This window comes from Lentibacillus sp., assembly GCF_035301925.1.
Classification (GTDB): Bacteria; Bacillota; Bacilli; order Bacillales; family Amphibacillaceae; genus Lentibacillus.
In genome coordinates this window covers 1-12,309 of the sequence record NZ_DATGTI010000123.1, presented here as the reverse complement: position 1 = coordinate 12,309, position 12,309 = coordinate 1, and the positions used below count along the sequence as shown (strand labels likewise).

Sequence of the window (12,309 nt, the reverse complement as noted above, 5' to 3'; positions counted from 1 at the left end):
ATCCCTGCAGACATTTGTCGCCACCATTGCCGGCCTGATGCTTGGAAAAAGACTCGGGAGCATTTCTATGATTACATATATTTTAGTTGGTATGGCCGGTGTTCCGGTATTCGCACAAATGAAAGCAGGTCCGATGCAACTGATTTCTCCGACCGGCGGGTTCATCATCTCCTTTATATCGGTGGCTTTTTTTACAGGTCTGGTTGCCGAGCGAAGCGGTAAACCGACCATTCCCATGTATGGTTTGGCAGCGGTTATTGGTCTGGTTTTCAATTATGGTATTGGGGTAACCTATATGTATATTGCCATGAATACCTGGCTCGGCTTGAGCATTTCTTATGGCGTTGCATGGGGCAGTATGATTCCATTCCTGATAAAAGATACAGGTTTAGCCTGTCTGGCCGCCCTGTTTATGGTAAGTCTGGCAAAACGTGTCCCGCCGAGGTGGATAACAACTGTCAAGGCACCCTGATGAATTTTACAAAGTGATATCTTTGTTTAAAAAAGCCTTAATTGTGCTAGAATGTCACTATACATATGGTACTCACTTTAAGGCTATTTAACGTATCAAGAGCAACAGCGAGGTGTCTCTTCGTTCATGGACCTATTTGCAAACTTTCCGTTATGGGCAGCATTATCTGCTATTGTTTTTGCACAGGTCATCAAAATTCCTATCCGGCTGATTGCCACAAGAGAGTTTAAACCCGGTCTGGCTTTTTCGACAGGTGGTATGCCAAGCAGCCATTCCGCTGCAGTCGCCGCACTGACGACCGGGGTTGGGATTGTAGAAGGAACGGATTCGGTCATGTTTGCGGTATCAGCTGTTTTCAGTGTGATCATCATGTTTGATGCCTCCGGTGTCCGCAGACAGGCAGGTGAACAGGCAATTATGATCAATCAGTTGGTGAAGGATTTCCAATATTTTATGGAAGGTGCAAGAGAGTGGAACCGGAAAGAAGAATATCAAAAACGGAAAGAACTGAAAGAACTTCTCGGACATCAGCCGATTGAAGTATTCTTCGGCGGATTATCCGGCATTGCCATTACCTTTTTCCTTTTCCAGTTTTATTAATAGCCTTTCCGCACGACGCTGACCAGGCTAAGAATCATTTAAAAAGCCGTTCCACCATAATGTGAACGGCTTTTGCCCGTTAGCTTTCGATAATTTGGTTCCGGAAGACTTGCATTGACTCGTTTTCATTCAAATTGTTTAAAACATCTTCGGTCAGCTTACCGTCCCCTTCTTTAATAATGTAAACCTCAACCTCTTTCTTGCCCCATTCGGAATATACATCCTCAACTGTCTCATAATACAAATCAATTTTGTTTCCGTTAATGGCACCGCCTTTGTCTGCAACAACACCATAACCATATCCCGGGATATACATAATCGTCCCAATCGGATAAACGTCCAAATCTGCTGCAATGGTAGAATACAAGTCTCGTTTCACTTTTACGCCCGAATACGTGATGCCATATTCCGGGTGGTCAGGCGATTTGCCGGTTGATTCCACCCCGGCTGTATATCCGGTTGCCACAACGGTAGCGCTGGGATATTGTTCTGTATTCACGTATTCCTCCAATGTTTTTGGCCCTTCAATATGCTCACTGGAAATATATCTTTCTTGCTGTTCCTTTACATTTAATTTCTTATCCTCTAACGTAACCTCTTTATGTTCAGCTTTACCATGGGATGTGCCAGCTGATGCTGACTCATCTTCGGCCACCCAGGCTTTCACATCTGTAATCGTAATGTTTGATATGGACGAAAATGTTACGAACAATGCCCCCAAAAATAAAAGAGACATCGCGATCCTTCTCAACAACGTTATTTTATTCAATGATAACACCTTTCCGGCAGTAATTTGATTTTGCTGCAACAGTCCACACACGTTTCTCTCTGTGGGACTGTTACCTTGAAATAACTGCCTACTTGCACAGTGTTACCAAATCATAAATTAATATACGGATAAATTTAAAAAATTGCAAGAATAATATTACAGCTGGGATGCCAAAATTAAAAAATAAACGTTAACCCGCCACAGGTTAACGCATCTTGTTTTCAATCTTTCTAAAACATCTGATAGCCGCTCTTGCGTAATAGTTTAATCACAAATCCGGAAACGATTGTCCCGGCAAAGCCTGCAATCAATATGCTCATATCAGCAATGGTTATCTCCGTCAGTCTGGAAAATGCTGTGGCAAATGACTCTCCTGGCTGTGAGAAATATGCTGTTGTGGATATATCATCAACAATCATCAAAACAATGAATGGATAAATAAAAGCCATGAGCCAAGTACGGCGCAGCAGCATATTCAATATAAAAGCCAGCCCAAAAAATATGACAAAGAACAACAAAATGGAAACGACAAACTGTATCAATGCTGTATCTCCCTTCACCTGTGCATACAGCACTCATTTTATAACAAATCAGCTAAAAAGCAAAGACAGCCAGCAGCATTTTCCGGCTAGTAAAAAATGTTGAATTTCCCTTTCCGCATTAACAGTCCCGGTCCACCCAATTTCAATAGATAACGGTTATCGATGATTTTTTTCATCATCACAGCCTTCCAGCCTGATAGCTTCCACTTATTCAAAATATCACCGATTGCATCGTTATGGCCCAGTGAAGCAACTGTGCCAAGCAAATTCGGTTCAAATGATTCGAGTTCCTCATCGTTTTGTACAAGTGCTTTAATATTGTTGGCAACAGTCCCGGATTGCTGAATGGCAATTTGCGCAGTTGACGGATAAGGTTTGCCGGTTTTGTCGTTCATAATCAATGCACAGTCACCTACTGCAAACACATCTTTATGTCCCGGGGCACGCATATCACGATCAACTTCAATTTTGCCAAGGCTGTGTTCAAAACCTGATTTCTCCACAATGGAATTACCCCGCACGCCTGCTGCCCACACGGTTGTATATGTTGGGATTTCTTCTTCTTTCCCGTCTTTTTCAAATACAATACGATCCGGTTTACACGCCTTCAGCATGGCACCAGTAATAAATTCAACACCACGTGATTGGAGTGAATTCATCGCATATTGTGCGAGCTGTGGATCAAACCCGGGTAAAACGGATGCTTCTCCTTCAATATTAATTACCCGTACCATCGATTTATTAATGTCGTATTCTTCACAGAGTTCCGGAATCCGGTTTACCAGTTCACCCAGAAACTCAACTCCAGTAAACCCGCCGCCGCCAATAACAATATTGAGCCTACCCAGGTTTTTCCCATCTTCATGCTGATACATGGCAAAGTTATACGCAAGATGTTCCCTGATAAGCCGGGCACTATTGATATCCTCAATCGTAAATGCGTATTCTGCCAATCCGGGTATGCCGAACGTTTCTGCCTCAAATCCCAATCCAATCACAAGTATGTCGTATTGCAATTCCCCGTTCTCCAGTTTAATCTTCTTTTTTTCGGGTTTTATCGATTCGACGGTGTCTAATACAAACTGAATCTTATCCATATTCACGACATCCCTGATGGGAATTCGCGTCCGGTCATGATGTAATGTACCTGCTGCGTTTTCGTGCAGCCAAGTTGTCTGATAATGATAATCATATTTATTCACGAGCGTTATCGTAGCTTCATTAACATGCAATTTTTTCTGCAGCTTAACTGCTGTCATAAGTCCCCCATAGCCGGCACCTAAAATGACAATGTCCGGTTTCTTCATAATCACTTCACCTTTACTTTCGGTTTCTCTCTCCATATATAAAAACAATTGCATGAAATACCTTTGTAAACGAATCGTAATCCATTCAATATATTATGCTTTTTCCTGTCATATTTCAAGGCAAATTATGGTTTTCAGGCAACTTTGAACTTTTCCCGATTGTGCTTCGTACCTTCCAAACTGTCAGATGAATCAATACACATCTGACATCGGTTTATGATACGATAAGCATGGTACATTTTATGAACAATAATCAATGGAGGGACATCCATGTCAGATAACGTATACGACATAACCATTATTGGAGCCGGTCCCACAGGCTTATTCACTGCTTTTTACGGTGGAATGCGCCAGGCAAGCGTTAAAATAATCGAAAGCTTACCACATACTGGCGGGCAATTAACAGCCCTTTATCCAGAAAAATATATATACGATGTTGCCGGATTTCCGAAAGTGCGTGCCCAGGATTTAGTGGACAACCTGGAAGAGCAGGCCAATATGTTTGAGCCGACAATTATTTTGGGACAATCGGTCGAAAACGTGGAACGACTTGACGATGATACATTTAAATTAACATCTAATACCGGTGAGGATCATTATACCAAAACCATCATCATAACAGCTGGAAATGGCGCATTTCAGCCACGCCGTTTGAAGCTTGAGGGATGTGATCAATTCGAAGGGGTTAATTTACATTATCATGTGAAAGATATGAATGCCTATCAGGGACAGCACGTCATGCTCCTCGGCGGCGGAGATTCAGCAGTCGACTGGGCATTAATGCTGGAACCGATTGCTGAAAAAGTTACATTGGTGCACCGACGGCATAAATTCAGAGCGCACGAACACAGCGTCGAACAACTGAAAAACTCCAGTGTTGAGATTGCGACACCATACGTGCCGTCAGCAATCAGCGGTAACGGAAAAATAGAAACGGTTACGTTAAGTGAAGTCAAAGGAGATTCAACATTTGATGTCGATGTTGATTCCGTGCTTTGCAATTACGGTTTTGTGTCAACGCTTGGTTCCATCAAGGATTGGGGACTGAATATTGATAAAAACAGTATTGTCGTCAATTCACGTATGGAAACCAACATCCCCGGCATATATGCAGCCGGTGATATCACCACCTACCCTGGAAAAGTGAATCTAATCGCTACCGGGTTCGGAGAGGGACCGACAGCCATCAACAACGCCAAACAATACATTGATCCAAAAGCACGCATCCAGCCAAAACACTCGACTGCGATGTTTTAAATTGAACGCCTGGGAAAAATTCCAGGCTTTTTTTGTATCTGGATCAGTGGATGAACTGCTTGATGCCGAAGTTCACAACTAATTCGCCCGAAGTTCACATGCAAAGTGGCCGAAGTTCACATTTAATCTGCTTGAAGTTCACAACTTAAACGCCAAAGTTCACAAAATAATAGCTGTAAATGCATAGTTCCCATCAAGACCGGGCACACAAAACGCCGCATTTACCTCGTTTCACAGCAAATGCGGCGTTTTTCAAATTCATATATTTTCCCGTCAACATTTTTCCGGTGTGCCTACACGGCGGTCGGTTCTAAAAGATGACCCGCAGCCGCATGACACTATTGCGTTCGGATTATCAATCGAGAACCCGCCGCCCATCATGTTTTGTTTAAAATCGATCGTCGTTCCTTCAATAATTGGTGCATCCTGCTTATTGATCACAACAGGAATGCCGTTTATATCCTCAACCATATCCAATTCTTCATTGACATCATAATCAAATCCCAATGAATAGGAAAGTCCGCTGCAACCACCGCCTTTTATGCCAAAACGCAGATGGGCACCTGCTTCCTCTTCCTTCATCATCTCTTTAACCTGATTTGCCGCTCCTTCTGTAATTGAAATAACCATATTTTATGTCCTCCTCTTTATAAAGATGAGTCAATTTAATTGTTACTATCAAGTATACAAACTATTAGGCAGTGAATCAATGATGACAACTTGAACTTCGGGACAGAGGGTCAGCCCCCATGTCCCCCTCTGGTCTCTTACCTTCATCTGTCATGATTGAATGACTGCCCCATTTTTGTCCAGTTCCTGATAAATCGTTTTTAATTTAGGGATGCCTTCAGCAACGATTTCATCATTAACGAGTACAAGCGGATAAAAAAATTCGTCATTTAAGATACGTTCTGACAACTGCTGGTGTTTTTCATTGTCCGGTGGCTGTTCAATGTCAATATACTCATATGCAATTTTATCATCAATATATTTTCTGCCGATTGCCGCCTGCAGCCATTCATAAGTATCGCGTGAGCCGGGTGCACCAACACAGCTTGCACAAATCTGTTCTGCCCCGTAAACTGTAATAAGGATACGATCTGCCATTTCCAGTACCCCCCTCATCGTTTGTTTAATTTCATTTTACAAAAAGCCTGATTAAAGATAAAATAAATGTAACTAAAGAATGGCAGAATAATGGATACATTTTTTCAGAAATTTGCCTTATAATGATAGAAGGAAAGGAGAAGATGGATCATGCAAGAGCAAGTACAGGAAGTATTGACTAAACTCCGCCCATTTTTATTGCGTGACGGCGGCGACGTAGAGCTGATTGATGTTGATGATGACGGTATCGTACTTATTCGTCTCATGGGTGCTTGTGGCAACTGTCCAAGTTCCACGATCACACTTAAGGCCGGAATTGAACGTGCTTTGAGATCCGAAGTTCCAGGCGTTAAAGAAATCGAACAAGTATTTTAAAATATAACAGATGAAAGTTAGGCAGACATTTCACAGTCTGCCTTTTTCATTTGACCGGGGTGATTGCCTCTTCCCCATTCAATACAGCTTTCAGATTGTCAAGGCAAAGCTCGAGCATTTTGGTCCGGGTCGCTTCACTTGCTGAACCGATATGCGGAAGACAGACAACATTGTCAAGTTCTAAGAGTTGATGTTCCGAGGAGATCGGTTCATTGGCAAATACATCAAGACCAGCAGCCTGGATTTCATTTGCTGCCAATGCATCATACAGTGCTTCTTCATCGACTGTTCCACCACGGGAGACATTGATAAAAATGGCCGATGATTTCATGTTATTAAATGCGTCCCGGTCGAACATTTTCGCCGTTTGTTCTGTTAATGGAACAAGTGACACAACAAAATCCGCCTTTTGCAGCAGGTCAGTGAAATCGCTGTAAACAGCGCCCAATTCCTGTTCTGCCTTTTCTTGTCGTGAACGGTTATGATACAAAATGGACATACCGAATCCCCTGGCGCGTCTGGCTACTGCTTCACCGATTCTGCCCATGCCGACGATACCGATTGTTTTCCCATGAACATCAGACCCGGCCAGCAAGTAAGGTGCCCAGTACTGCCACTTGTCTTCACGAATATAATCGGCCGCTTCCACAATCCGGCGTGCCGTTGCCATCAGCAGCGCAAAAGTCAAATCGGCCGTTGTCTCTGTCAGCACATCAGGTGTATTTGTCACAACAACACCGTGTTCCCGGGCAGCTTCCACATCAATATTGTCGAAGCCGACCGCCATATTCGCCACTATTTTTAAATTTTTGGCATAGTCAAAGAATTCACGGTCAATATTCTCCGTCAGCAAGCATAATACACCATCTGCTGTAGCAGCTTCCTTTAAAAGTACATCCCTAGGTACAGGGACATCTTCCTTATCCCACATGCGAAAATTAAACATATTCTGATACGGCTGCAGCACCTCCTCAGGAATTTTCCGTGTCACATAAATAACAGGGTTCATCACGTCACCACTCCAGTCTTGATTTCTTTAAAGCCAGTGTAACACAGGAATCTGCAACTCTTCACAATCGATGCCAGCATTTTCAAAAAATAATCCCAGTCGTTTTTCATAAACGGACTGCTGATCAATAATGGTGGACAGCTCTGAATGGACCGATTCGTAGTGGTCAGCGGAAAAACCACGCTCAATGATATCGAATACATGAATCGGATATAATAAGCGTGCATACATTAATCGCCAGCCAAAGATGGATAAAGGCCTTACGCGCTGATAATCATGCAAAAAAGTACGGATGTCGTTCATCGGATCATCTTTTTGCAGCAATTTCAAACGGATACATTCCGCCAGATCACGAGTCGGGTGATCATATGCAAGATCATTCATCCATAAGAGACGATCCTGAAGTTGATTGTGATACCTCCTGAATACGATTGTGCCCTGATCGGCTTCATGATACCGCTGTTCGGATTCACTTTCCTGCATGTACTGGATGGCATTTTCACTTATGCCAATCACGTACGGCAGAAAATCCATCAGCATACCATAATAGTCATTCGGGTGGTTGTTCGCTTCCATTTCGATCGTTTCCTCAAAAGCTGTCAACTTTTCAATCCATAATGCCTTCCATTGACCATAGCTTGAGATGGTTTGCGGTTCATATTGATACAATGAGCCGGCTGTATGGAATGCTGCCAGCTGTTCGCCGTGTACGGATTGTTTATGTGGCCCCGTGTTGTTTACCCTTAAAACCATATGGTAACTGTCATGATATTTGGTGTACCACTCACCACGGCTGTTTGGCACAGGTATGGACATGTGACTGTAACCCTTCTCCTGCAAATAATATGCTAACGCCGCCTGTTCCATATGTATCACTTCCTTCTGTTCAGCAGAAATGGTAAAATATACGTAATTCGCATCTTTAAAACCTTCCATGCCATGCCATACTGTTTTTTCGTATGCTTGAATGCCATAATATATTGCCAGAAAATCCCTCAACCCAGTCACCCCTCTCTGTCGTATTACTTTAATATATATGTGGAAAAACGCTTCATTTTAACTATTTATAAGAAAAGGTGATATGAGTGGATAACCAAACGAATCAGACCAAATTGGAAGTTAAAGCACGAGAATGGCTGTCGGAACGCGGTGTTACGGTAAAAGATATTGCAGAACTTGTCCATTACCTGCAGTCAGGCTATCATGATGATCTAAGTATTGAAGATTGTCAGTTCAACGTAGAGCAAGTGCTTGGAAAGCGTGAAGTGCAGAATGCCATTTTAACCGGCATCCAGCTGGATAGACTTGCTGAGGAAAAAAAGCTTGATGAGCCCCTCCAACGAACGATTGAAATTGATGAAAGCTTGTATGGAATCGATGAAATCATTGCATTTTCGATTGTCAATGTCTATGGCTCGATCGGGTTCACCAATTACGGTTATATTGATAAACAGAAACCGGGCATCCTGAAGTATTTAAATGATAAGTCGACAGGCGAATGTCATACATTTCTCGATGATATCGTTGGTGCCATCGCCGCAGCTGCGTCAAGCCGGCTTGCGCACGCAGCAGCGGACGATGAATTGCTGGATGACTGAGAAAGCTGTTCTACTCTCCGACGTATCGTGCGCTTTTGAAGGACGTTTGGGCACTGAGAACCCTTCTATCTGACGTTTCGGACACTATCAAAGGGCGTTTGGGCACTGAGAACCCTTCTATCTGACGTTTTCAAAGCTGCCAATGGCTATTCGGGACTTGATGACTTCATTGGTATTAAAAAAGACCTGGAAATTAAACCAGGTCTTTTTTGGTTGCATATATAAGTTCCTCAAGTAAGGCTGATTCAAATATAATCAATCCATTCATTTAAATTCCGCACGTGATAAGTCGGCTTTTTCTCCAAAGTCGGCAAATCACTATGCGGGGTGACACCGGTAAATACCATTAACGTATCTAACCCGGCATTCATTCCGGCAAGTATATCGGTATGATAGTTATCGCCAACCATCAGTGTTTCATTTTTTGCCGACCCGATCTGCTCTAATGCCTGTTCCATAATAATGGATTCCGGCTTTCCGATAAAGGTCGGGTTTACGCCAGTGCTGGTGGTCACCACTGAGGTAAGCGCACCGTTGCCGGGTTCCAGACCACGTTCAGTTGGCAGTGCGACATCACCGTTTGTAGAAATAAAGGAAGCCCCATTTCGCACTTCCCGGCAGGCTTTGGACAATTTCTCATAGTTGATGTCCCTGTCGATTCCAAACACGACAAAGTCACAATTTTCGTCTGTAACGATGTGCCCTTCCCTTTTCAGCGCATCATGCAACCCCTCTTCACCAATCACATAACAGCGGGCACCGTTCTTCAACTGCTTAATATATTTTGCTGTTGCCATACTTGACGTAAAAATATGTTCAGGAGTTGCGCAGATACCCATCTGCTGTAATTTATCAGAAACCCGGGCTTGTGTTTTGGATGAATTATTCGTTAAAAACAGATACGGCACATCTTTTAAAGCCAAGGACTCGACAAAGTCAGCAGCGGATTCAATCGGCTCATCCCCCCAATACATCGTGCCATCCAAATCAATCAAATAAGCATTGTAGCGTTTCATATTTCCTTGTCACCTTCTTTAGCGTCTTCTTCAATAAACAGTTGTGCTTGCCTTATTCATTGGTAAATGCATTGGCAACGCCCAGCTCGTTATCCAAATAACGTCTGACATACGAACTGAATTGATCCAGTGTATTCTTGTGTGTTCGGATCTTCTCAGACAACAATTGATGATCGATCTGCAAGTAATCTTTTACCACCATTTTTCGGAGCTGAATAACCGCTTTATAGGCATCTTCTTCATTTTCCGGAAGCACTTTTTCATCGATCAGGATATCGATAATGTCGTCAAAACTGCCGGGGTCGCGCATGATAAACCCATCTATCATCATATTTCCGACATCGAGTATTGATTCAATCACGATATGTACCGTGCGTTCGAGATATAATTTTTCGGAAAACGTGTCAAATGATTGCTTACCCACTTCATCCAGCAGCTTGTCCATATATTGTAATGTTTCTTCAATCTTTTTGCGGTCAATAAAATACATCACTAACCCTCCATCTGTTTCTATATACATCATATCATATATGTGGGTTAGAGGGACATTGGCCTGATTGCCTGTCCCGATCAATTTTGCATTTATGAAAAATGAAGATCCTGTAAAATGAATTCATTCATTCTGTCTTGATTATCTGTGTTGTCCTCAAATCTCTCATTGATAGCCTTTCTGATTTAAATGATCACTAAACTCTGTTTGATACACTTCACCCTCAGTCCACTCGTCAATATTTCCATATCTCCATAATAACGTTCTCTTTAAAAAACTGTAGAAGCTGTCGACACGCCTGCATACATGTAATAATTCCACTTCAGTCGTTATCTTTTTAATATCAGGGAGAAATTCAGGCAAATAAACAACCATAAATCCGGCAGTATATTCGACACCAATATCCCAATTTCGCTCGGTAAAAGGTCTGATTAACTCCAAAACGTGATTCAATTCCTCCTGTTTTTGTTCACCGGTGGTATAGACATCGTAACCGTCCTGTGTTGAGTGATAAGAATAAAAGAACATTTTTGACTCACTGCCGCGTGGTACAAGATAAAAATAATTCTCCATGCTCGAATCAGTTTCTTTAACTTCCGGCATGACCAATTGAATATATATACCGATCGCATGATCTTTATTCTTATAAACGTTTTTATTTTTTTGTACACATAAGCGATTGTATCGGGTGATGCATCTTTGACGGGGGGAAGTGTATCATACCAGTTTACGATTTTCACCTTGTCTTCTTCTGTTGCATCAAAGATATGCTGTCTGCCAAAAGATGTCTCATTTATAGACCTTGACTTATAATGAACATGCATAAACCGCTTATTCCAATAATGTAATAAACTGGTATAAATTGCTGTACTGTCACTGTCAATGCCTCTTCCAATTTTCTTGGAAAATAAACCATAAGCTATCATGCATATCCCTATAATTCGAAATGCGATTGACATTTCATTTGATCCTAATAGCCCCGCAACTAAGGCAATAATTCCCAGATAAACAAGGCCATATCTGCCAGAGCGTTTTTCTTTCTTCTAATCTTTATCCAGTTCTCCCCATCCCAGCCAATTGCCAACTTTTTCATATATAAGAGGATTTTCAGGTACACGGAATTCCGGTAACTCATGCAATTGTTAAATTTGGTGTCCTTTCAATAGCTGTTCAAAAATCTCCGGCTTCTTATCGCTGGTATCCTCAATAATTTGCTTGTATTCTTGATGGGTAATATTCTTTTTTCTCATGACACGACTTCCCAGCCATTTCAGAAAAGCCAGTGGTCCCCAAATCAAAAAAAGAACGAATGATAAACACAGTATTAAAAAAGCAGCCATCAGTATATGGTGACTATTTTACGCTTAAATTTGTCATACTCTTCTATTCCCCTTAGTCTGTTAATCTCTCTTTTTGACAAATTCATCTATACGTACCCCCCCTTTTTCAAACATTGATCCGCTTTCTCCCACATAGCATCAATCATGTCATTTACCCTTCTTGTCTTCCTCCTGGAAACTAGCCAAAAAGCAGCACCCTTAGACTATCTAGGGACTGCTGAACGATTTTCAAGCAGCCCATTTTAGTTCTACAGAAATCCCAAAAAAGCGTTGGAAAAAATAATAATAAAGAAGGCGGAGTCTGCGCTCCAGGTTCATTACCAGCAGTTGTATGGAAATGACCGTTTCACTTGTTTGTTGAAGGCGTGCGAAAATAAGCCCCATCCCATAGTGGCGCTTGCCTTCTCCAAATTTGCCTTCGATTTCG

The 12,309-nt window shown here is 42.2% G+C and carries 16 protein-coding genes; 5 read left to right on the top strand and 11 right to left on the bottom strand.

The annotated features are described in order from the left end of the window. Both VK080_RS10600 and VK080_RS10595 read left to right on the top strand, forming a co-directional pair. The coding region (locus VK080_RS10600; protein ID WP_324224744.1) for a biotin transporter BioY at positions 1-472 on the top strand (472 nt) is incomplete at its 5' end. A gap of 126 nt (positions 473-598) precedes the next feature. Next, a complete protein-coding gene (locus VK080_RS10595; RefSeq protein ID WP_324224743.1) occupies positions 599-1,072 on the top strand; it encodes a divergent PAP2 family protein in 474 nt (157 codons plus the stop codon). A 79-nt stretch (positions 1,073-1,151) separates the two neighbouring features. Here the strand turns inward: VK080_RS10595 and VK080_RS10590 are convergent, their stop codons facing one another. From VK080_RS10590 to VK080_RS10580, 3 genes are all read right to left on the bottom strand, one after another. Continuing rightward, positions 1,152-1,808, bottom strand: coding sequence for a 3D domain-containing protein (locus VK080_RS10590; protein WP_324224742.1), 657 nt, complete (start codon positions 1,806-1,808; stop codon positions 1,152-1,154). Positions 1,809-2,071: 263 nt separating this feature from the next. Further along, positions 2,072-2,383, bottom strand: coding sequence for a YuiB family protein (locus tag VK080_RS10585; RefSeq protein WP_324224741.1), 312 nt, complete (start codon positions 2,381-2,383; stop codon positions 2,072-2,074). Between the two features lie 86 nt (positions 2,384-2,469). Continuing rightward, positions 2,470-3,690, bottom strand: a complete 1,221-nt coding sequence (locus tag VK080_RS10580; RefSeq protein WP_324224740.1) for an NAD(P)/FAD-dependent oxidoreductase — start codon at positions 3,688-3,690, stop codon at positions 2,470-2,472. A 270-nt stretch (positions 3,691-3,960) separates the two neighbouring features. On the opposite strand from VK080_RS10580, the gene VK080_RS10575 reads away from it, so the two are divergent. Continuing rightward, complete coding sequence (locus VK080_RS10575; protein ID WP_324224739.1) at positions 3,961-4,947, top strand: NAD(P)/FAD-dependent oxidoreductase; 987 nt, start codon at positions 3,961-3,963, stop codon at positions 4,945-4,947. 273 nt (positions 4,948-5,220) lie between these two features. Here the strand turns inward: VK080_RS10575 and VK080_RS10570 are convergent, their stop codons facing one another. Together VK080_RS10570 and VK080_RS10565 are read right to left on the bottom strand one after the other, a co-directional pair. After that, positions 5,221-5,577 carry an iron-sulfur cluster assembly accessory protein gene (locus VK080_RS10570; protein WP_324224738.1) on the bottom strand — a complete coding sequence of 119 codons (357 nt, stop codon included), beginning with the start codon at positions 5,575-5,577 and terminating at the stop codon, positions 5,221-5,223. Positions 5,578-5,727: 150 nt separating this feature from the next. Then, positions 5,728-6,054, bottom strand: coding sequence for a YuzD family protein (locus tag VK080_RS10565; RefSeq protein WP_324224737.1), 327 nt, complete (start codon positions 6,052-6,054; stop codon positions 5,728-5,730). A gap of 150 nt (positions 6,055-6,204) precedes the next feature. On the opposite strand from VK080_RS10565, the gene VK080_RS10560 reads away from it, so the two are divergent. After that, entirely contained in the window at positions 6,205-6,429 is a 225-nt protein-coding gene (locus tag VK080_RS10560) for a NifU family protein (RefSeq protein WP_324224736.1), read from the top strand. A 46-nt stretch (positions 6,430-6,475) separates the two neighbouring features. On the opposite strand, the gene VK080_RS10555 is transcribed toward VK080_RS10560, so the two are convergent. Further along, positions 6,476-7,441, bottom strand: coding sequence for a D-glycerate dehydrogenase (locus tag VK080_RS10555; protein WP_324224735.1), 966 nt, complete (start codon positions 7,439-7,441; stop codon positions 6,476-6,478). A gap of 24 nt (positions 7,442-7,465) precedes the next feature. After that, a complete protein-coding gene (locus VK080_RS10550; protein WP_324224734.1) occupies positions 7,466-8,446 on the bottom strand; it encodes a hypothetical protein in 981 nt (326 codons plus the stop codon). 77 nt (positions 8,447-8,523) lie between these two features. Here VK080_RS10550 and VK080_RS10545 point away from each other — a divergent pair, with 77 nt between their 5' ends. After that, positions 8,524-9,036, top strand: coding sequence for a phosphatidylglycerophosphatase A (locus VK080_RS10545; RefSeq protein ID WP_324224733.1), 513 nt, complete (start codon positions 8,524-8,526; stop codon positions 9,034-9,036). 245 nt (positions 9,037-9,281) lie between these two features. Here VK080_RS10545 and VK080_RS10540 read toward each other — a convergent pair whose 3' ends face one another. The 4 genes from VK080_RS10540 to VK080_RS10525 form a co-directional block, all read right to left on the bottom strand. Beyond that, positions 9,282-10,052, bottom strand: coding sequence for a TIGR01457 family HAD-type hydrolase (locus VK080_RS10540; RefSeq protein ID WP_324224732.1), 771 nt, complete (start codon positions 10,050-10,052; stop codon positions 9,282-9,284). Positions 10,053-10,104: 52 nt separating this feature from the next. After that, a complete protein-coding gene (locus tag VK080_RS10535) occupies positions 10,105-10,542 on the bottom strand; it encodes a DUF86 domain-containing protein (RefSeq protein ID WP_324224731.1) in 438 nt (145 codons plus the stop codon). Positions 10,543-10,707: 165 nt separating this feature from the next. After that, complete coding sequence (locus VK080_RS10530; protein WP_324224730.1) at positions 10,708-11,115, bottom strand: hypothetical protein; 408 nt, start codon at positions 11,113-11,115, stop codon at positions 10,708-10,710. 995 nt (positions 11,116-12,110) lie between these two features. Then, on the bottom strand, positions 12,111-12,309 hold a 199-nt coding region (locus VK080_RS10525; protein WP_324224729.1), incomplete at its 5' end, for a transposase.